We start from the raw sequence: 19,170 nt of genomic DNA, 5'->3' as shown, positions 1-19,170 counted from the left end.
CCGGAAGGCGAGGTCTATGCATAAAAAGCTAACGGCTATCGTCTTCTGACCATGGCCGTTTTTGTTTTTTATGTGTAAGGAAAATAGTATGCATTCTGTCGGCACTCCAATGTTGTGGGGCGGATTCGCGGTTGTCGTGCTCATCATGCTGGCAATCGACCTCTTTTTGCAGGGCCGCCGCGGCGAGCACGGTATGAGCGTCAAGCAAGCCGCCGTCTGGTCGCTGGTGTGGGTATCCCTCTCACTCCTTTTCTGCGCTGCCTTCTGGTGGTATCTGGCCTCGACCGAAGGCCGTGCGGTGGCTGATCCTCAGGCGCTCGCCTTCCTCACCGGTTATCTGATTGAAAAAGCGCTGGCGGTTGATAACGTCTTCGTCTGGCTGATGCTGTTCAGCTACTTTGCCGTGCCTGCTGCCCTGCAGCGTCGCGTGCTGGTTTACGGCGTGCTGGGGGCAATCGTCCTGCGTACCATCATGATCTTCGCCGGAAGCTGGCTGATAACCCAGTTCGAATGGCTGCTGTACGTCTTTGGCGCGTTCCTGCTGTTCACCGGGGTTAAAATGGCGCTGGCGAAAGAAGACGAAACCGGTATTGGTGATAAGCCGCTGGTGAAGTGGATCCGTGGTCATCTGCGCATGACGGACAAAATCGAGAGCGAGCATTTCTTTGTCCGCAAGAATGGCCTGCTGTTCGCCACCCCGCTGCTGCTGGTGCTGATTCTGGTGGAGCTGAGCGATGTGATCTTCGCCGTGGACAGTATCCCGGCTATCTTCGCTGTCACCACCGACCCGTTCATTGTGCTGACCTCTAACCTGTTCGCTATTCTCGGTCTGCGTGCGATGTATTTCCTGCTGGCAGGCGCGGCTGAGCGCTTCTCAATGCTGAAGTACGGTCTGTCGGTGATCCTGGTGTTTATCGGTATCAAGATGCTGATTGTTGATTTCTACCATATCCCGATTGCCATCTCGCTCGGCGTGGTGTTTGGCATTCTGCTGGTAACGCTGATTATCAATACCTGGGTTAACCGCCAGCACGATAAAAAGCAGCAGGCGTAGTGCGTTTTGCCGGGTGGCGCAGCGCCACCCGGCACTTTCGTTAATCAATAGTTAAAAAACATGACGCAACACGTAAAATCCAGCATTTTACTCTTCCGCCTTTCCTCGCTTTCCCTGATACTCAACCAGGCAAACAAATACTTACATCCGGACATAAATGTGCCTTAGAGCACAGCCAGGATGGAACGCAATTTCACTCAGGAATAACGTATGAGCACACAATCACGCGGTCTGTTCGCGCGCCTGGCGCAGGGCAGCCTTGTAAAACAAATTCTGGTCGGGTTGGTACTGGGTATTCTGCTGGCTATGGTGTCAAAACCTGCTGCAGAAGCCACGGGGCTGCTTGGAACCCTTTTCGTTGGCGCACTGAAAGCCGTGGCACCGGTACTGGTTCTGATGCTGGTCATGGCGTCGATTGCCAACCACCAACACGGACAAAAAACCAACATTCGGCCGATCCTCTTCCTGTATCTTCTGGGCACCTTCTCCGCTGCCTTAACCGCCGTGGTATTTAGCTTCCTGTTCCCGTCTACGCTGCACCTGACCAGCGCGGCCGGTGATGTCACGCCGCCATCCGGGATTGTGGAAGTGCTGCGTGGCCTGCTGATGAGCATGGTCTCCAACCCAATCACGGCGCTGATGAACGCAAACTACATTGGCATCCTGGTCTGGGCAATTGGGCTGGGCTTCGCGCTGCGTCATGGTAATGAGACCACGAAAAACCTGGTTAACGATGTCTCGAACGCCGTGACCTTCATGGTGAAAATCGTTATTCGCTTCGCCCCAATCGGTATTTTTGGTCTGGTCTCCTCTACGCTGGCAACCACCGGTTTTGACGCGCTGTGGGGCTACGCACAGCTGCTGATGGTCCTGGTTGGCTGCATGCTGCTGGTGGCGCTGGTAGTTAACCCCCTGCTGGTGTTCTGGCAGATCCGCCGCAACCCGTATCCACTGGTAATGACCTGCCTGCGTGAAAGCGGCGTGTACGCCTTCTTTACCCGCAGCTCTGCAGCTAACATTCCGGTTAACATGGCGCTGGCGGAAAAACTGAATCTGGATCGTGATACTTACTCCGTGTCTATCCCGCTGGGTGCAACCGTGAACATGGCGGGCGCGGCGATCACCGTCACCGTGCTGACCCTGGCGGCAGTGCATACGCTGGGTATCGCGGTGGATCTGCCTACGGCGCTGCTGTTGAGCGTGGTGGCCTCGCTGTGTGCCTGTGGCGCATCCGGCGTGGCGGGCGGCTCTCTGCTGTTGATCCCGCTGGCGTGCAATATGTTTGGTATCCCGAACGAAATTGCCATGCAGGTGGTCGCAGTCGGCTTCATTATCGGCGTGCTGCAGGATTCCTGTGAGACGGCGCTGAACTCTTCTACCGACGTGCTGTTCACCGCTGCGGCCTGTCAGGCGGAAGATGCGCGTTTAGCGAAGAACGCATTACGAGGTTAACAGCAAAACGGCAACCCTGAGGTTGCCGTTTTTAGTGTTTGTCCCCTCTCCCGTGGGAGAGGGTCAGGGTGAGGGCACCGGCCCGCACCCAACTTACAACGTCACCCCACTCTTAAAGATCGCCAGCTCACGGAAGTCGTTTTTCTCGTTGCAGGTCTGCTTGCCGTTGGCAAATTCCACAATACTGTCCACAAACTCCGTCAGCAATTCAGGCATTGCTTTACCGTGAATGAGCTGACCGGCATCAAAGTCGATCCAGTGCTTTTTCTTCGCCGCCAGTTCACTGTTGGTGGCAATTTTGACCGTCGGGACAAACCCGCCGTACGGCGTACCGCGGCCGGTGCTGAACAGCACCATGTGGCAGCCGGCACCGGCCAGCGCGCTGGTGGCAACCGCATCGTTCCCCGGGGCGCTCAGCAGGTTCAGTCCGTGGGTTTTCAGGCGTTCGCCGTAGCGCAGGACATCCACCACCTGGCTGGCGCCCGCTTTCTGGGTACAACCCAGTGACTTCTCTTCAAGCGTGGTGATCCCACCTGCTTTGTTACCCGGCGACGGGTTCTCATAAATCGGCTGGTTATGAGCGATGAAGTACTGTTTGAAATCATTCACCATGGTGACCGTTTTCTCAAACGTCGCTTCATCACGGCAGTGGCTCATCAGGATACGCTCGGCACCGAACATCTCCGGCACTTCCGTCAGCACCGTCGTTCCCCCGTTGGCGATCACATAGTCCGAGAAGCGGCCCAGCATCGGGTTCGCGGTGATCCCGGAAAGACCGTCCGAGCCACCACACTCCAGCCCAAACTTAAGCTCGCTCAGCTTGCCTGGCTCACGTTTATCGTGGCGCATCGCCTCATACAGCTGGTGCAGTTGCTCAACGCCCGCTTCCACTTCATCATCCTGATGCTGACACACCATAAAGTGCACGCGCTCAGGGTCAAACTCGCCCAGCGTCTCCCGGAAGGCATCCACCTGGTTGTTCTCGCAGCCCAGGCCAATCACCAGCACCGCCCCCGCGTTCGGATGACGCACCATGTTTTGCAGCATGGTACGGGTGTTGATGTGATCGTCACCCAGCTGTGAACAGCCGTAGGTGTGGCTGAACAGGTGCACGCCGTCAATGCCTTCGGCATCGTGAGTCTCTTTCAGGAAACGCGTCTGGATTTGACGCGCGATCCCATTCACGCAACCGACGGTCGGGAGGATCCAGAGTTCGTTGCGGATCCCTACCTCACCGTTGGCGCGGCGGTAGATCTGCACCTCACGATCCGCCGCCTGCTCCTCTTGCGCATGGAAATCAGGTTGATAGCTGTACTCGTCCAGATCGCTCAGATTGGTGCGGGTATTGTGGGAATGAATGTATTCACCCGGCGCAATATCCGCCAGCGCATGGCCAATCGGTAAACCGTACTTCACCACGTTCTCCCCTTTCATAATGGGGATCAGGGCAAACTTATGTCCACGTCCAATGGCCTGGCGCAACGTGACCGATTGATTACCGAAAGTGACCTCTGTTCCTTCGGTCAGATCTGCCAGCGCGACGCCGACGTTATCCAGCGAATGGATTTTGATGTAGTGCATATCAACCTCAAACGGGCTTAGTTCAGTTCAATGGCGAAGTAGTCACGCGCATTGTTAAAGCAGATGTTTCTCACCATCTCGCCAAGCAGCTGGATATCCGCCGGTGCTTCGCCCGCGTGCACCCAGCGGCCAATCATCTGGCACAGAATGCGGCGGAAGTATTCGTGGCGGGTGTAGGAGAGGAAACTGCGGCTGTCGGTCAGCATGCCGACAAAGCGGCTTAACAGACCCAACTGCGCCAGTTGCGTCATCTGACGCTCCATGCCATCTTTCTGGTCATTGAACCACCAGCCGGAGCCGAACTGCATCTTGCCCGGCATCCCTTCACCCTGAAAGTTGCCGATCATGGTGCCCAGCACTTCGTTATCGCGCGGGTTCAGGCAGTAGAGAATGGTTTTGGGCAGCAGGTTTTGCTCGTTCTGTTTGCTCAGCAGTTTAGAGAGCGCTTCGGCCAGCGGACGGTCGTTAATGGAGTCAAAGCCCACGTCCGCGCCCAGCAGTTTGAACTGACGCTGGTTGTTATTACGCAGCGCGCCAATGTGGTACTGCTGCACCCAGCCGCGACGGGCATATTCAGCGCCAAGGAAGACCAGTACCGCAGTTTTGAACTGGGCGACTTCATGCTCGCTCAGGGCTTCACCGGAGAGACGGCGCGCCAGAATGCTATCCAGCTCGGCTTCGTTAGATTCTGCAAACAGCACCACATCCAGGGCATGGTCAGAGACTTTACAGCCGTGTGCCGCAAAGTGATCCAGACGTTTGATCAGCGCACTCTGCAGGTCCGCAAAACGACGGATGTCGGTGTCAGAAACCTCGCCCAGCTTGACCATATAGTCGCTAAAAGTGTCGAGTTCGATGTTAAAGGCTTTATCCGGACGCCAGCTTGGCAGCACTTTGATATCAAACGCGGTGTCTTTTGCAATGACCGCGTGATGTTCAAGCGAGTCGATCGGGTCGTCGGTGGTGCCCACCATCTTCACGTTCATCTGCTTCATGATGCCGCGCGCGGAGAAGTTATCCTGAGCCAGCAAGTCGTTGCACTGCTCCCAGATCTCATCCGCCGTAGCCGGTGAAAGCAGCTTACCGGTAATGCCAAACGGACGGCGCAGTTCGAGGTGCGTCCAGTGATAGAGCGGGTTACCGATGGTCTGCGGCACGGTAGCCGCCCAGGCATCAAATTTCTCGCGGTCGCTTGCGTCGCCGGTACACAGGCGTTCAGCGACGCCGTTGGTGCGCATGGCGCGCCATTTATAGTGATCGCCCTTCAGCCAGATGTCATACAGGTTTTTAAAACGGTAATTGTCGGCAACCTGCTGCGGCGGTAAATGGCAGTGGTAATCAAAAATGGGCTGGTCTTTTGCGTAGTCGTGATACAGGCGGCGGGCAAATTCAGTATCTAACAGAAAATCGTCGGTCATAAACGGTGTCATTATCGTCTTCCTCGTAACGGGAGCGGCAGAAAGCTTATGTTCAGATGCTGCAAAGTTATCACACCAATTTCCAGAGCCTGAGGTTTTTTTCGTGAGTTGGATCAATAAACCTGGACAAAAAAATTACCCCAAATGAGGTAAACCCTTCTGCAGACCGCGTCAGAACTGGCTTCGCCTGCGCCAGATAATGCCCCTACAAAGAATCATGCATTTGTGATGTCACTCACCTTTTAAAGTTGTATGACAAGTTATCTTTTCGCCGTCGCAAACACGCAGCCGACGGAATGCATTACCGGTGTCAGACATCGGATTTAACGGTACGGAAACCGACTTATGCACGCTTATTTATGGCAAGGTTCGGGCCGTTCCGGGACGTTCTCCCGGTTACGCCCCTCCCGTTACACAGCCCTCCCCCAAACCGGTGAGAGGTTGCCGTGCCCTGGCACGGAAATAACATAACGATGAGGTTTTAGATGCGTAAAATTAAAGGGTTACGTTGGTATATGATCGCACTGGTGACGCTCGGCACCGTGCTGGGCTACCTCACGCGTAACACCGTGGCAGCCGCCGCGCCCACGTTGATGGAAGAGCTGCACATCTCCACGCAGCAATACTCCTACATCATTGCCGCCTACTCCGCGGCTTATACCATCATGCAGCCTGTTGCAGGCTATGTGCTGGACATTCTCGGTACCAAAATCGGTTATGCCTTCTTCGCCATCGCCTGGGCGGTATTCTGCGGTGCAACGGCGCTGGCAGGCAGTTGGGGTGGCCTGGCGCTGGCACGCGGCGCGGTAGGTGCGGCGGAAGCGGCGATGATCCCGGCAGGGCTGAAAGCCAGCTCTGAGTGGTTCCCGGCAAAAGAGCGTTCTATTGCGGTCGGTTACTTCAACGTCGGCTCGTCCATCGGGGCGATGATTGCCCCTCCTCTGGTGGTGTGGGCCATCGTCATGCACAGCTGGCAGATGGCGTTTATTATCTCTGGCGTACTGAGCTTTGCCTGGGCCATGGCGTGGCTGGTGTTCTATAAACACCCGCGTGACCAGAAAAAACTGTCTGAAGAAGAACGCGAGTACATCATTGGCGGTCAGGAAGCGCAGCACCAGACCAACAACGGCAAAAAAATGTCCGTCTGGCAGATCCTGGGGACCCGTCAGTTCTGGGGTATCGCGCTGCCACGTTTCCTGGCTGAACCGGCCTGGGGCACCTTTAACGCCTGGATCCCACTGTTCATGTTTAAGGTCTATGGCTTTAACCTGAAAGAGATCGCCATGTTCGCCTGGATGCCCATGCTGTTCGCTGACCTGGGCTGTATCGTGGGTGGTTACCTGCCGCCACTGTTCCAGCGCTGGTTTGGGGTGAACCTGATTGTTTCCCGTAAGATGGTCGTGACCATGGGCGCACTGCTGATGATTGGCCCGGGGATGATCGGCCTGTTCACCAGCCCGTACGTGGCTATCGCCCTGCTGTGCATCGGTGGCTTTGCTCACCAGTCGCTCTCCGGTGCGCTGATTACCCTCTCATCTGACGTGTTCGGCCGTAACGAAGTGGCAACGGCCAACGGCCTGACCGGGATGGCCGCCTGGACCGCAAGTACCCTGTTTGCGCTGGTGGTGGGTGCGCTGGCGGATACCATCGGTTTCAGCCCGCTGTTTGCGGTACTGGCTATCTTCGACCTGATGGGGGCAGTCGTTATCTGGACGGTGCTGAAAAGCAAATCTGCCGACGAACTGGCGAAAGAGTCCCTCGGGAAACCGGCGACGCAGAGTTAGCATTGCTGTGCCGGGTGGCGCTGCGCTTACCCCAGCTATAAAACCAGCCGCCTCCGGGCGGCTTTTTTAATGGCAAAATCTGGAGAGTGGCATGCAAAAGTGGTATAACAAATCATCCGCCGTACCCTGCCTGGAGCGCATATGGAAATCACCGAACCACGTCGTTTATATCAACAACTTGCTGCCGAGCTGAAAGATCGCATCGAGCAAGGGGTCTATCTTGTCGGTGACAAACTCCCCGCTGAGCGCTTCATAGCCGATGAAAAAAACGTGAGCCGCACCGTGGTGCGTGAAGCGATCATCATGCTGGAAGTGGAAGGTTACGTTGAGGTTCGCAAAGGTTCCGGCATTCATGTGATTTCTAATCAGCCTAAACACTCTCCTGTTGCGGACGAAAGCCTGGAATTTGCCAGCTATGGTCCGTTTGAGCTGCTCCAGGCCCGCCAGCTCATTGAAAGCAACATTGCGGAATTTGCGGCAACCCAGGTGACCAAGCAGGACATCATGAAACTGATGGAGATCCAGGAGAACGCCCGCAAGGAAAAATGTTTCCGCGATTCGGAGTGGGATCTGCAGTTCCACGTTCAGGTGGCACTGGCAACACAAAATACCGCGCTGGCCGCAATTGTAGAAAAAATGTGGACTCAGCGCGTTCACAACCCGTACTGGAAAAAACTGCACGATCATATCGATTCTCGAACGGTGGATAACTGGTGTGACGATCACGACCAAATCCTCAAGGCGCTGATTCGTAAAGATCCCCATGCCGCGAAACTGGCCATGTGGCAGCACCTGGAGAACACCAAGCAGATGTTGTTCAATGAGACCAGTGACGACTTCGAATTTAACGCTGACCGTTATCTTTTTGCGGATAATCCGGTCGTTCATCTCGATACCGCCTCAAGTCAGGCAAAATAGTTTGCCTCCGTGCTGGCAGGCGCTTCGCTGCGCCTTCCGGCGCTGATGGGTAAGCAAAACATATATAGTGTCAGCCTTTGTAAATCCCCTCGCTCACTTCCAGGGCTTACGCCAAAATCATCACACCCTGCAAATTCTGTGACGCAGAACGTTGGGCTTTGTTACAATTGGATTCAATTCCTTATTTTGTAAGTTAGTGCTTGCTAACCAGCCAATTAACAGGGAACAGTGTTGGCCACACCGCAATGTGTCCGCGAGCGACCATAATGAAATCACAATAATGTCGCCGTGCTGTTTGTCCCGGATAACAGGCGTGACGTTAACCGATTTCCAGGAACACTGAATGGAACTTTTGACCCAACTACTGAATGCCCTCTGGGCTCAGGATTTCGAAACGCTGGCCAACCCTTCCATGATTGGCATGCTCTATTTTGTCTTGTTTATGATCCTGTTCCTTGAGAACGGTCTGCTGCCTGCGGCCTTTTTGCCAGGCGACAGTTTGCTGGTGCTGGTCGGCGTGCTGTGCGCTAAAGGGGCGATGGCATTCCCGCAAACCATTTTTTTACTGACCGTCGCCGCCAGCCTCGGCTGCTGGGTGAGCTACATCCAGGGACGATGGCTTGGCAATACGCGACTCGTGCAGAACTGGCTCTCTCATCTTCCCGCCCATTACCATCAGCGGGCGCACCATCTTTTCCATAAGCACGGACTTTCGGCACTGCTGATTGGCCGTTTTATCGCCTTTGTGCGTACCCTGCTGCCAACCATCGCAGGTCTTTCAGGGCTCAGCAGCGCGCGCTTCCAGTTCTTTAACTGGATGAGCGGCCTGTTGTGGGTGCTGATCCTCACCACGCTGGGCTATGCGCTGGGTAAAACGCCGGTCTTTATGAAGTATGAAGATCAGCTGATGTCATGCCTGATGCTGCTGCCTGTCGTTCTGCTGGTCTTCGGCCTGATTGGTTCGTTGGTTGTCCTGTGGAAGAAAAAATACGGAGCCAGGAGCTAGCAATGGTTATCTCAGCGCTCTCCCTGCGTCGTTGTGCGTATGCCCTGACCGTGCTGGTGCTAATTAGCGCCATGCTTCTGGTCTGGAGCGCGCTTTCGCATCAGGAGTCTACGCTGGCCATTCGCCCGGTGAATCAGGGTGCCAGCGTACCTGATGGTTTCTCTGTCTGGCATCATCTGGATGCCAACGGGATCCGCTTTAAAAGCATTACGCCGCAAAATGATGTGTTACTGATCAAGTTTGACTCCCGTGCGCAGAGCGCGGCCGCGAAAGTGGTTCTCGACCGCACGCTGCCCCATGGATATATCATTGCTCAGCAGGACGATGACAGCCAGCCTGCGTCCTGGCTGTCGCTGATTCGCGATACGTCGCATCGATTTGGATAATTACCAGGATTCCGAATCTTTTCACTTACTTTGGTGAATCCCCCGTTTACTTACTATGCTTAAGTACGCGGAGCACCCCTCAGATGTTCTCCGCTTAGTCTGGATAGCGGCGTATGCCGCAACACAATGGAAGGTTTCGATAATGAAATTCCGCATTACTCTGGCTCTGGCCCTTTTATCTTTAAGCACTGCATCCTTCGCTAACTCTCTCTGTCAGGAGAAAGAGCAGGATATTCAGCGTGAGATCGGTTATGCCGAAAAGCACAACAATCAGCATCGTGTTGAGGGTCTGAAAAAAGCGCTGAGTGAAGTCAAAGCTAACTGTTCGGACAGCAAACTGCGTGCCGATCACCAGAAAAAAATCGCTGAACAGAAGGACGAAATAGCCGAGCGCCGTCGCGACCTGCAGGAAGCGAAAGAGAAAGGGGATGCGGAAAAAATTACCAAGCGCGAGAGAAAGCTGAAAGAAGCGCAGGACGACCTGAAAGCGCTGGAAGCTCGCGATTATTGAGTTAACGGAAATCTCAACAGGAGAAAATCATGTCAAAAGATACGACGTCTGAACATCTGCGCGCTGAACTGAAATCCCTGGCTGACACCCTTGAAGAGGTGCTGAACTCCTCCGCAGATAAGTCAAAAGAAGAGGTCAGCAAACTGCGCAGTAAAGCGGAGCAAGCGCTGAAAGAGAGCCGTCATCGTCTGGGTGAAACCGGTGATGCGCTGGCGAAACAGACCCGTGAAGCCGCCGCTCGCGCCGACGAATATGTACGCGATAATCCGTGGACGGGTGTCGGTATTGGTGCCGCAATCGGTGTGGTACTGGGCGTACTGCTGACGCGTCGTTGATATGGAAGATCCTCGTCACGCACAAGGGCCTGCTAACAACGTCCTCGGCATCGGCCAGCGTATCTTAACGACGCTGGTCGGGATTGCCGAAACGCGCGTCCGGCTGGCAGTGGTAGAGCTGGAAGAGGAGAAAGCCAACCTCTTCCAGATGCTGCTGATGCTTGGACTGACCATGCTCTTCGCCGCGTTTGGTCTGATGAGCCTGATGGTACTCATCATCTGGGCCATCGATCCGCAATATCGACTCAACGCGATGATTGCCACCACCGTCGTTTTGCTGGTTGCAGCACTGATTGGCGGTATCTGGACGATGCGCAAAGCGCGTAAGTCCACTTTCCTGCGCCATACGCGCCAGGAGCTGGCGAACGATCGCGCTCTGCTGGAGGATGACAAGCCGTGAGCGATAAAGCCGAACGTGAAAAGCGAAAAGCCTTTCTGTTAAGTCAGATCCAGCAGCAACGGCTGGATCTGTCTGCCAGCCGCCGCGACTGGATTGACGCGACGCGTCGGTTTGACCGTGGCTGGAACACCTTCCTGAGCCTGCGTTCCTGGGCTCTGGTTGGCAGCAGTGTGATGGCAATCTGGACGATCCGTCATCCGAATATGCTGATCCGTTGGGCCCGACGCGGTTTTGGTGCCTGGAGCGCCTGGCGCCTGGTGAAAGCCACGATTCGCCAGCAGCAGCTTCGGTGATAAAAGCAAAACGGTAACCCTGGTTACCGTTTTTTGTTTTTACGCCCTCTCCCTGTGGGAGAGGGTTGGGGTGAGGGCACCAGCGCGCACCTGCCCTTACTCAATATCTTTGAAAAAGATTGACAGTTTTCCTTGCTAACAATCGCCAACCGTCACGTTTATGATGCTCTCCATCGACAGCAAAGACGCGGTATCTACCCGAATTTGCAGAGAAATAATGTTCAGCCGCTGATGTGGTTTCCTGGAGAGTAAAATGAAAAAATTAGAAGATGTTGGTGTACTGGTAGCACGTATTCTGATGCCAATTCTGTTCATCGTTGCAGGTTGGGGCAAAATCACCGGTTATGCGGGTACCCAGCAGTATATGGAAGCCATGGGCGTTCCGGGCTTCATGCTGCCATTGACCATTCTGCTTGAGTTCGGCGGCGGCCTGGCGGTACTGTTCGGCTTCCTGACCCGTACCACCGCGCTGTTTACCGCAGGTTTCACCCTGCTGACGGCGTTCATCTTCCACAGCAACTTTGCTGAAGGTGTGAACTCCCTGATGTTCATGAAAAACCTGACCATCGCGGGTGGCTTCCTGCTGCTGGCTGTCACCGGCCCGGGCGCATACAGCATCGACCGCGTTCTGAATAAGAAATGGTAAGAACGCTATACTGAATAAACACAAAGCGAGGAGACCTCTCCTCGCTTTTGCTATCTGACGGAGGAGAAAAAAATGGGACAACTCGTAGACGGCGTCTGGCAGGATGTCTGGTATGACACCAAATCCACCGGTGGACGCTTCAAGCGCTCTGTTTCGGCCTTCCGTAACTGGCTTACCGCCGATGGTGCTCCCGGCCCGAGTGGCGAAGGTGGCTTTGCGGCTGAGAAAGATCGTTATCACCTCTATGTTTCCCTCGCCTGCCCGTGGGCGCACCGCACGCTAATTGTGCGCAAGCTGAAAGGCCTCGAATCCTTAATTCCGGTGTCGGTGGTGAACCCGCTAATGCTGGAAAACGGCTGGACGTTCGACCGTGATTTCCCTGCTGCGACGGGTGATGAACTGTATCATCACGATTTCCTCTACCAGCTTTATCTGCGCGCCGACCCACACTACACCGGGCGCGTCACCGTACCGGTTCTGTGGGATAAGAAAAACCAGACGATTGTCAGCAATGAATCTGCGGAGATCATCCGCATGTTCAACACCGCCTTCGACGCCCATGGCGCGCGCGCCGGGGATTACTATCCGGTTGAGCTGCGAGACAAAATCGATGAGCTGAACAGCTGGATTTACGACAACGTTAATAACGGCGTTTACAAGGCCGGTTTTGCCACCAGCCAGGAAGCCTACGACGAAGCGGTCGGAAAAGTCTTTGAATCTCTTGAGCGTCTGGAGCAGATCCTCGGCCAGCACCGCTACCTGACGGGCGATCGTCTGACGGAAGCGGATATCCGCCTGTGGACGACGCTGGTTCGCTTTGATCCGGTCTATGTCACCCACTTTAAGTGTGACAAACACCGCATCAGCGATTATCTGAACCTGTATGGTTTCCTGCGCGACATCTACCAGATGCCGGGAATTGCCGAAACGGTCGATTTTGACCATATCCGCACCCACTATTTCCGCAGCCACAAAACCATTAACCCGACGGGTATTATATCCATCGGGCCGTGGCAGGATCTGAATGAACCCCACGGGCGCGACGTTCGTTTTGGATAAATATTAAGGGCATCGTGAGATGCCCTTTTTTAATTCACAATCTCCATCTATCCTTACCTCGATCGCTTAGAAAACAAGTGATTGACTGATAAATGAGGCAAGGAAATGGATTGGTATTTAAACGTACTGCGCAACTACATTGGATTTGGTGGCCGCGCGCGCCGCAAAGAGTACTGGATGTTCATTCTGGTGAACTTCATTTTTGCTCTGGTGCTGAGCATCGTGGATAAAATTCTGGGCTGGGAGTGGGCGAGTGGGGAAGGCGTCCTTACATCGATTTATGCCATCTTTATTCTTCTGCCGTCCTGGGCCGTACAGTTCCGCCGGCTTCACGACACGGATCGTTCCGCCTGGTGGTTACTGCTGCTGTTAATCCCGGTAGTGGGGTGGATTGTGATTTTAATCTTCAACTGTCAGAGCGGGACGCCGGGTGAAAACCGCTTTGGTCCGGATCCGAAGATCGGCGCGTAAATTTATGCCCGATGGCGCTTAGGCACATCGGGCTTACTCTTTTATTTGTTGTGATGCGCAAAGAGCTTTGGAATTTCTCGCAAACACCACGATTTGGCTTCGCCCATGCTGTCGCGACGCCACGCCATAATGATATCCACTTCGCTGGTGTACTCCGGGCTGACGACGCGCAGACGCCCTTCAGCAATGTCTTTTTCAACAAACGGATACGGCATGGTCGCCACGCCCAGTCCTGCCAGCAATGCCTGGCGCTTATCTTCCAGCGATGTGACCGTCAGACGCGGCTGTTTATCCAGCAACTGCACCGTTAGCACCGGACGTTCGCGCGCGGTATCCGCAACCGCCACGCCCCTGTACTTCACGCGCGTCACTTCAGAAAGCGGCTCCGGCTCCTGGTGAATCGGGTGATTTGGCGCGGCGACGTAAACGTTCATCACGCTGTAGAGTTTACGGGAGTTGATCTCAGACGATGAACGGAAGTGCATATCCGGCGCAATCACGATATCCGCCCTGCCCGTCTCCAGACGCTCCCACGCGCCTGCCAGCACCTCGGTGATGATTGAAAGCTGCGTGTTCGCTTTGTCTGCCAGCCTGTCTACCAGCGGGAATAACGCCTCGGTAGGCACCAGAGCCTCAGTGACCAGCGTCAGGTGGGTTTCCCAGCCGCGTGCCAGCGCCTCGGCGTCCGTCGTCAGTTTATCCGCCGCTTCCAGCAGTACGCGACCACGTTCCAGCAGCATCCGTCCAACGTTCGTGAATTTTGTTCGATGACCGGAACGGTCAAAGAGCACCACGTCCAGCTCTTCCTCCAGCTTTTGCATGGTATAGCTGAGCGCAGACGGAACGCGCCCCAGTTCATCTGCCGCGGCGGCAAAGCTGCCACGCCTGTCAATCGCGTCCATGACGCGAAGCGCCTCAAGCGTCAATGCTCTCTCTTTAGCCATCTCGTTCTCATTCAGGAAATTTGAACATACCGGGCAGAATATCTGGCTAACAATGAAGCGTCCATACCTTTACCATTGTTTTAGTGTAAAGAGAGGTCAAGTTTATGATTACGACAAGAACAGCTAAACAGTGCGGACAAGCCGATTTCGGTTGGCTGCAGGCCCGCTACACCTTTTCCTTTGGACACTACTTTGACCCTAAACTCCTCGGTTACGCTTCACTGCGCGTGTTAAATCAGGAAGTGCTCGCCCCGGGCGCCTCCTTCCAGCCGCGTACGTATCCGAAAGTCGATATCCTGAACCTGATCCTGGAAGGCGAGGCAGAATACCGCGATAGCGAGGGCAATCATGTCCAGGCAAAGGCTGGCGAAGCGCTGTTAATTTCCACGCAGCCAGGCATTAGCTATAGCGAGCATAACCTCAGCAAAGACAAAACGCTGACCCGCATGCAGCTATGGCTGGATGCCTGCCCTGAGCGGGAAAATCCGTTGGTGCAAAAAATCGATCTGCAGAGCGAAAAGCAACAGCTGATCGCTTCTCCGGACGGGAGCAAAGGCAGCCTGCAACTGCGTCAACAGGTGTGGCTACACCATATCGAACTGAAGAAAGGTGAACAGGCTAGCTTCCAGCTTCATGGCCCACGCGCCTACCTGCAATCGATTCACGGTACGGTGCATGCGGTAACGCACACGGAAGAGAAAGAGGCGCTCACCTGCGGCGACGGGGCATTTATTCGTGATGAAGCGAATATTACGCTGGTGGCCGATACGCCGCTGCGTGCGCTGCTGATTGATTTGCCGGTGTAGAGAATGCCCTCACCCTAACCCTCTCCCACAGGGAGAGGGAACCGATCGAGCCCCTGAACTCGCTACACCTTACTCGCCATAATCTCAATAATCTGCCGGTCCGTTGCCTGCATTGAGCGGCACGCTAACGCGCACAGGTTAGAGATAGACTGCTCCACATCGTGCGCCACAATCCCTTCATTGCCCGTCACGGCAGACTCATCCAGCGCCATCATCACCGCTTTCCAGGCACTGCTGACGCTGGTTGAGACTTTCATCGCACAACTGTTTGACGCGCCGTCGCAAATCATCCCACTGACGTCACCGATCATACTGCTGATGGCCATCGCGATCGTTTGATAGTTTCCCCCCATCAGCCAGGCCATGCCGGCTGCCGCCCCCATCGCTGCGGTTGTCGCAGCGCACAGCGCCGACAGGCGCGGAAGCTGGGCGTGGATATAGATCGCCGAAAGATGGGACAGCATCAGCGCTCTGGCCAGCCGTTCCTCATCAGCCTGAACGTGCTCCGCCACAACCACTACCGGCATGGTGGCGGTGATCCCCTGATTGCCGGACCCTGAATTGCTCATTGCCGGAAGCGTAGCACCGCCCATTCGGGCGTCAGAGGCCGCGCTGGTGCGGATAACAATGTCCGAGCCAACATCCTTCGCCATCCATCCGCGCATACGCTGCTTATTCAGCGTCGCGCCAATATGCAGCCCCCATTTTCCGCTCAGCCCTTCACGAGAAAGGGCATCGTTAAGCTGCCCCGCCTGCAGAATAAAGCGGATCGCCTCACACGGAACCTGCTCCACGAACGTGAGGATCGCCGACAGCGTGGTGTGAGAGAACACCTCCAGCGGATCGTCACCCGCCTCTCCCGGCTGTTCATCACGGGTGAAGCGTGTTTCGCCCTCACAGACCACCTCCACCACGCGAGTATGCCCGCCTGCGATGGTCACCATGGCCGAGGCCTCTCCGGCATAAACACAGGCGCGCGAATAAAGGATTTCCTCGCACGGCACCTGCAGTTTCACCAGGACCTGACCCGCATTGAGCAGGGCTTTGGCGCGTTCCAGCGCATCGGCTGACGCCCCTTTTAGCACCTCCAGCCCGGCGCGGGCATTCCCGCCCGTCGCTCCCAGCGCCGCCGCAATGGGTAGCCCGACCATGCCGGTGCCGGGTACCGTTACGCCAAGCCCGTTTTTCATCAGATTGGGCGATACCCATGCTTCAATGCGCGTTACCTCACCGGGCAGGTGCTCAGCGGCTATCGCACAGGCCAGCGCCAGAGAGATGGGTTCAGTGCACCCCAAGGCAGGTTTAACCTCTTCCTGCACCGCGCGAATAAAATGATTCCATAAAGGGTTAGTTTGCTCAGACATCGTTACGACCTTAATTGCTCCTCAGGAGAATGCGAGGAAAGGAGAAACATAAAGCAGCAGCCCGGTAATGATGATAATCACCAGTGATACGCCTTTATATTTATGCAGGGCGGGTACCTTGTAGACCAGCCATGCAGGGATCAGACAGCCCACCATGCCGAAGATGGGGCTGCAAATAGACGTGAAGCTCAGCACCGGCGCGTTTAACACAATCGCGCTCCAGGCCAGCAGGATGGCGAACAGCATGATCCCACGCTGGACGGTGTTTTCATTGATTTTCTCTGCCGACATTTTGCGACGCAGGATGTTCATCACGATGCCCTGCGTGGCCTCGCGAAAACCAAGATAGACGCCGAAGAACGCCGTCATAACAGCAAAGATATTGAGGATCACGCTGACGATTTTGACCCAGCCCGCACCCTCTCCGCTGATAAACTGCGCCGCAATCGCCAGGGCAGAGATGTTCTGCTCATAGGCTTTGACCGCTTCATCGTGCCCCATCGCCAGCGTGAAGGAGACGGCGTAGAAGAATACCGTCACAAACAGCACGCCAAAGGCGATATTCATGGCCCGCAGCGCTTTATGACGCGCCACCTCAACGGACTTTTCCCGTGAACGGTAGGAGATCACCATCGGGCTTAAGGTCTGAATAAACAGAATTGAGGTTAAGGTAAAGGGAAGCGTAATGATGGCATTTTTAATCAGCAGCCCCATTGGCGGCAGCATGCCTACGTTGGCTAAATGCCAGAGGCCAATCATTGACAAGCCCAGCGCGGCAACCACAAATAGCTTGGTCAACACCATCAGGCTGGAGACTTTAAACAGCAGCTTTTCACCGCGGGAAGAGATGGCCACCAGAATACAGATCAGCACTAACCCGTAGAACGGGTTTTCTGAGAGTAGCCCGTCGGTAACGCCAAAGGTCTGCAAATAAGAGGCGCTGTCGTTGGTAATGGCGGTGGAATAGACAAACATCCAGATGACCAGCATCACAAAATAGAGTGCGCCTAATAAGATGCCCCAGTTTTTCCCGAGATATCCGCTAATGACGCTCGGATAATCTTTGCATTCCGGTGATTCCGCCAGCGTATTAATAAACAGGCGCTGGAATAAATACATCGCCGGATATCCAATCACGGACGAGAGCAAAAAGACCCACAGCCCCATTAATCCGACCTGCACCGGGAGAAAAACAATCCCCGCGCCGATGGCCATCCCGATACTCATGATGACCCAGCCCGTATCGGTACTGTCGAACTTGATCGCCTCGCGCCATTCGCTCTCACGCATTCCCGCCCGCCTTGCCGCGGGGGAATCATTCACAATCACACTGCTGTTTGTAGCCGTATCCATAAGGCACTCGCTTTTTGTAGGGTAAGACATTGTTTTTATGTTGTTCTTATCGCCAGCGATAGCGAGTAAGAGGAGTGCAGGTGCGTATTATTGGTGTGGGAAAATAGTAACCGGAGCGAAGGAGAAAAAAGTCACAAGATAAATAAGGATATTCTTTTTTTAGAGGAAATTTTGCTTCGTGGTGAGGCTTTTTAGCGAGTAATTTCTAAAAGTGACGGCGATCAAGAAATAAATACCCGCGTCATGCGCGGGTACGACATTACTCTGCCAGCGCGTTAGCCATATCGGTTCTGATCTGTTTACGCTGTTCCGGCGTCAATACCTGGCTGACGTCGAAGTAATATTTCACGCGATAATAACGGGTTTGCTCCTCAATTTTACTGAAAGCGGCAAGCTGGCTTTTCACCGTACTTTCATCCCATTTACCCGCCTGGAACATGTCGATCAGTGCGCCGTTCTTCACGCCGGTCATCGGGATCATGCTGACATTTTGTTCCAGCTGTTTGTGGAGATCGTCAATCTTCTTAACCTGGTCATTGCTGAGCTTCAGGTGCTGTACCAGCGGATCCTGCGATGGTGCTGGAGCAGCTTCCACATTTGCGGCCTGCGCCGTGAAACTGCATGCCATCAGAGACGCAGCGACCACAGCAATACGGGTCATTTTCATCATCTTACTGTCCTTACATTCTGTTAGCGGGAAAAGCAGGAGCATTGTTTTTCAAGAGCGGATGAATATGTGTGAGTAATTATATAAACAAGTTTGTATGTATCATACCGGACTATTAAATTTTATTGACTTTATTTATTTTAAACAGCGCGCATTATCAAATATATCATAAAAACAAATAGTTGCATCCAATTAATATATTTTAAAAATAATAAGATAAATGTTTTCTGAATTTATATTGAATTTAACCATCCATTATTTTTCCCTTCGTTAAGAAGAGATATCGTTGTGCTCATTAACATAAGGAGATGTGTTTATGTCACTGAAAGGACTACGCTTTACACTCAGTATCGACGGTCAGGAAGAGACAGCACTGGCCGTGGTGGATTTCACCCTTTACCAGCAATACTCCCTTCCCTTTGTGATGGAGGTCAACGTTGCCAGCACCCTCTTCAGACTGACTGCTCCTGATTTCCTGGAAAAAAATATCGTTCTGACCATCTGGCAGGGCAACACGCCACAGCGCTGTATCAGTGGCATCGTCACTACCGTGGCTCTGGGCAACAACGACGGCTGGCAGATGCATTATCACCTGACCATCGCCCCACCACTCTGGCGCTGCGGACTGCGCCAGAACTTCCGCATCTTTCAGCAGCAGGATATTCAGGCCATTTCCTCCACCCTGCTCACGGAAAACGGTGTCACCGGATGGACGCCCTGGT

General features: G+C 54.4%; 21 protein-coding genes. 15 read left to right on the top strand and 6 right to left on the bottom strand.

Annotated features, from left to right (window positions below):
• Window positions 1-88: 88 nt before the first annotated feature.
• Entirely contained in the window at window positions 89-1,054 is a 966-nt protein-coding gene (locus tag AC2FAK_RS10560) for a TerC family protein (protein WP_013098857.1), read from the top strand.
• A 210-nt stretch (window positions 1,055-1,264) separates the two neighbouring features.
• Window positions 1,265-2,506 (top strand): serine/threonine transporter SstT, encoded by a 1,242-nt coding sequence (gene sstT, locus AC2FAK_RS10555; protein WP_038985779.1) that lies wholly within the window; start codon window positions 1,265-1,267, stop codon window positions 2,504-2,506.
• Window positions 2,507-2,599: 93 nt separating this feature from the next.
• Here the strand turns inward: sstT and AC2FAK_RS10550 are convergent, their stop codons facing one another.
• Window positions 2,600-4,087 carry a UxaA family hydrolase gene (locus tag AC2FAK_RS10550; protein ID WP_013098859.1) on the bottom strand — a complete coding sequence of 496 codons (1,488 nt, stop codon included), beginning with the start codon at window positions 4,085-4,087 and terminating at the stop codon, window positions 2,600-2,602.
• Between the two features lie 17 nt (window positions 4,088-4,104).
• A complete protein-coding gene (gene uxaC / locus AC2FAK_RS10545) occupies window positions 4,105-5,517 on the bottom strand; it encodes a glucuronate isomerase (protein WP_023621438.1) in 1,413 nt (470 codons plus the stop codon).
• A gap of 473 nt (window positions 5,518-5,990) precedes the next feature.
• On the opposite strand from uxaC, the gene AC2FAK_RS10540 reads away from it, so the two are divergent.
• From AC2FAK_RS10540 to AC2FAK_RS10490, 11 genes are all read left to right on the top strand, one after another.
• Complete coding sequence (locus AC2FAK_RS10540) at window positions 5,991-7,289, top strand: MFS transporter (protein ID WP_029883511.1); 1,299 nt, start codon at window positions 5,991-5,993, stop codon at window positions 7,287-7,289.
• Window positions 7,290-7,430: 141 nt separating this feature from the next.
• Window positions 7,431-8,207 (top strand): transcriptional regulator ExuR, encoded by a 777-nt coding sequence (exuR, locus tag AC2FAK_RS10535; RefSeq protein ID WP_013098862.1) that lies wholly within the window; start codon window positions 7,431-7,433, stop codon window positions 8,205-8,207.
• Between the two features lie 343 nt (window positions 8,208-8,550).
• Window positions 8,551-9,213, top strand: coding sequence for a DedA family general envelope maintenance protein YqjA (gene yqjA / locus AC2FAK_RS10530; protein WP_095454857.1), 663 nt, complete (start codon window positions 8,551-8,553; stop codon window positions 9,211-9,213).
• Between the two features lie 2 nt (window positions 9,214-9,215).
• Window positions 9,216-9,599: an EnvZ/OmpR regulon moderator MzrA gene (gene mzrA, locus AC2FAK_RS10525; RefSeq protein ID WP_047361235.1), complete on the top strand. Its 384-nt coding sequence runs from the start codon at window positions 9,216-9,218 to the stop codon at window positions 9,597-9,599.
• A 142-nt stretch (window positions 9,600-9,741) separates the two neighbouring features.
• Complete coding sequence (locus tag AC2FAK_RS10520; RefSeq protein ID WP_014833392.1) at window positions 9,742-10,110, top strand: DUF1090 domain-containing protein; 369 nt, start codon at window positions 9,742-9,744, stop codon at window positions 10,108-10,110.
• Window positions 10,111-10,139: 29 nt separating this feature from the next.
• Window positions 10,140-10,445: an ElaB/YgaM/YqjD family protein gene (locus AC2FAK_RS10515; RefSeq protein ID WP_095454856.1), complete on the top strand. Its 306-nt coding sequence runs from the start codon at window positions 10,140-10,142 to the stop codon at window positions 10,443-10,445.
• A gap of 1 nt (window position 10,446) precedes the next feature.
• On the top strand, window positions 10,447-10,845 hold the full coding sequence (locus AC2FAK_RS10510) for a phage holin family protein (RefSeq protein WP_013098867.1): 399 nt from the start codon (window positions 10,447-10,449) through the stop codon (window positions 10,843-10,845).
• A complete protein-coding gene (locus AC2FAK_RS10505; protein WP_013098868.1) occupies window positions 10,842-11,138 on the top strand; it encodes a YqjK-like family protein in 297 nt (98 codons plus the stop codon). Before AC2FAK_RS10510 ends, AC2FAK_RS10505 begins: the two co-directional genes overlap by 4 nt.
• 253 nt (window positions 11,139-11,391) lie before the next feature.
• Window positions 11,392-11,784, top strand: coding sequence for a DoxX family protein (locus AC2FAK_RS10500; protein WP_013098869.1), 393 nt, complete (start codon window positions 11,392-11,394; stop codon window positions 11,782-11,784).
• A gap of 72 nt (window positions 11,785-11,856) precedes the next feature.
• Window positions 11,857-12,843: a glutathione S-transferase family protein gene (locus AC2FAK_RS10495; RefSeq protein WP_020689387.1), complete on the top strand. Its 987-nt coding sequence runs from the start codon at window positions 11,857-11,859 to the stop codon at window positions 12,841-12,843.
• A 105-nt stretch (window positions 12,844-12,948) separates the two neighbouring features.
• Window positions 12,949-13,314, top strand: coding sequence for a DUF805 domain-containing protein (locus AC2FAK_RS10490; RefSeq protein WP_013098871.1), 366 nt, complete (start codon window positions 12,949-12,951; stop codon window positions 13,312-13,314).
• A gap of 41 nt (window positions 13,315-13,355) precedes the next feature.
• Here the strand turns inward: AC2FAK_RS10490 and AC2FAK_RS10485 are convergent, their stop codons facing one another.
• Window positions 13,356-14,258: a LysR family transcriptional regulator gene (locus tag AC2FAK_RS10485; protein WP_014885334.1), complete on the bottom strand. Its 903-nt coding sequence runs from the start codon at window positions 14,256-14,258 to the stop codon at window positions 13,356-13,358.
• A gap of 104 nt (window positions 14,259-14,362) precedes the next feature.
• Between AC2FAK_RS10485 and AC2FAK_RS10480 the strand changes: the two genes are divergently transcribed.
• Window positions 14,363-15,064 (top strand): pirin family protein, encoded by a 702-nt coding sequence (locus tag AC2FAK_RS10480; RefSeq protein WP_013098873.1) that lies wholly within the window; start codon window positions 14,363-14,365, stop codon window positions 15,062-15,064.
• A gap of 62 nt (window positions 15,065-15,126) precedes the next feature.
• Here AC2FAK_RS10480 and AC2FAK_RS10475 read toward each other — a convergent pair whose 3' ends face one another.
• From AC2FAK_RS10475 to AC2FAK_RS10465, 3 genes are all read right to left on the bottom strand, one after another.
• The gene (locus tag AC2FAK_RS10475) at window positions 15,127-16,428 is read right to left on the bottom strand and encodes an L-cysteine desulfidase family protein (RefSeq protein ID WP_038983577.1); all 1,302 of its coding nucleotides are present in this window, start codon (window positions 16,426-16,428) and stop codon (window positions 15,127-15,129) included.
• A gap of 21 nt (window positions 16,429-16,449) precedes the next feature.
• The gene (locus AC2FAK_RS10470; protein WP_485453292.1) at window positions 16,450-17,781 is read right to left on the bottom strand and encodes an SLC5/6 family protein; all 1,332 of its coding nucleotides are present in this window, start codon (window positions 17,779-17,781) and stop codon (window positions 16,450-16,452) included.
• Window positions 17,782-18,040: 259 nt separating this feature from the next.
• On the bottom strand, window positions 18,041-18,451 hold the full coding sequence (locus AC2FAK_RS10465; protein ID WP_020689383.1) for a Spy/CpxP family protein refolding chaperone: 411 nt from the start codon (window positions 18,449-18,451) through the stop codon (window positions 18,041-18,043).
• A 313-nt stretch (window positions 18,452-18,764) separates the two neighbouring features.
• Between AC2FAK_RS10465 and AC2FAK_RS10460 the strand changes: the two genes are divergently transcribed.
• Window positions 18,765-19,170, top strand: a 406-nt coding sequence (locus AC2FAK_RS10460) for a contractile injection system protein, VgrG/Pvc8 family (protein ID WP_485453291.1), incomplete at its 3' end; no start/stop codon positions are given.

It is taken from the genome of Enterobacter cloacae complex sp. 394F7 (assembly GCF_057320385.1).
The sequence above is the reverse complement of the archived record's forward strand: the minus strand, read 5'-3'. Positions and strand labels throughout refer to the sequence as shown.

Excerpts from the sequence above, each read along its gene's own strand:
- AC2FAK_RS10560 (WP_013098857.1), top strand. The coding sequence starts at position 89 with ATGCATTCTGTCGGCACTCCAATGTTGTGGGGCGGATTCGCGGTTGTC.
- sstT (WP_038985779.1), top strand. The coding sequence starts at position 1,265 with ATGAGCACACAATCACGCGGTCTGTTCGCGCGCCTGGCGCAGGGCAGC.
- AC2FAK_RS10550 (WP_013098859.1), bottom strand. The coding sequence starts at position 4,087 with ATGCACTACATCAAAATCCATTCGCTGGATAACGTCGGCGTCGCGCTG.
- uxaC (WP_023621438.1), bottom strand. The coding sequence starts at position 5,517 with ATGACACCGTTTATGACCGACGATTTTCTGTTAGATACTGAATTTGCC.
- AC2FAK_RS10540 (WP_029883511.1), top strand. The coding sequence starts at position 5,991 with ATGCGTAAAATTAAAGGGTTACGTTGGTATATGATCGCACTGGTGACG.
- exuR (WP_013098862.1), top strand. The coding sequence starts at position 7,431 with ATGGAAATCACCGAACCACGTCGTTTATATCAACAACTTGCTGCCGAG.
- yqjA (WP_095454857.1), top strand. The coding sequence starts at position 8,551 with ATGGAACTTTTGACCCAACTACTGAATGCCCTCTGGGCTCAGGATTTC.
- mzrA (WP_047361235.1), top strand. The coding sequence starts at position 9,216 with ATGGTTATCTCAGCGCTCTCCCTGCGTCGTTGTGCGTATGCCCTGACC.
- AC2FAK_RS10520 (WP_014833392.1), top strand. The coding sequence starts at position 9,742 with ATGAAATTCCGCATTACTCTGGCTCTGGCCCTTTTATCTTTAAGCACT.
- AC2FAK_RS10515 (WP_095454856.1), top strand. The coding sequence starts at position 10,140 with ATGTCAAAAGATACGACGTCTGAACATCTGCGCGCTGAACTGAAATCC.
- AC2FAK_RS10510 (WP_013098867.1), top strand. The coding sequence starts at position 10,447 with ATGGAAGATCCTCGTCACGCACAAGGGCCTGCTAACAACGTCCTCGGC.
- AC2FAK_RS10500 (WP_013098869.1), top strand. The coding sequence starts at position 11,392 with ATGAAAAAATTAGAAGATGTTGGTGTACTGGTAGCACGTATTCTGATG.
- AC2FAK_RS10495 (WP_020689387.1), top strand. The coding sequence starts at position 11,857 with ATGGGACAACTCGTAGACGGCGTCTGGCAGGATGTCTGGTATGACACC.
- AC2FAK_RS10490 (WP_013098871.1), top strand. The coding sequence starts at position 12,949 with ATGGATTGGTATTTAAACGTACTGCGCAACTACATTGGATTTGGTGGC.
- AC2FAK_RS10485 (WP_014885334.1), bottom strand. The coding sequence starts at position 14,258 with ATGGCTAAAGAGAGAGCATTGACGCTTGAGGCGCTTCGCGTCATGGAC.
- AC2FAK_RS10480 (WP_013098873.1), top strand. The coding sequence starts at position 14,363 with ATGATTACGACAAGAACAGCTAAACAGTGCGGACAAGCCGATTTCGGT.
- AC2FAK_RS10475 (WP_038983577.1), bottom strand. The coding sequence starts at position 16,428 with ATGTCTGAGCAAACTAACCCTTTATGGAATCATTTTATTCGCGCGGTG.
- AC2FAK_RS10470 (WP_485453292.1), bottom strand. The coding sequence starts at position 17,781 with ATGGATACGGCTACAAACAGCAGTGTGATTGTGAATGATTCCCCCGCG.
- AC2FAK_RS10465 (WP_020689383.1), bottom strand. The coding sequence starts at position 18,451 with ATGATGAAAATGACCCGTATTGCTGTGGTCGCTGCGTCTCTGATGGCA.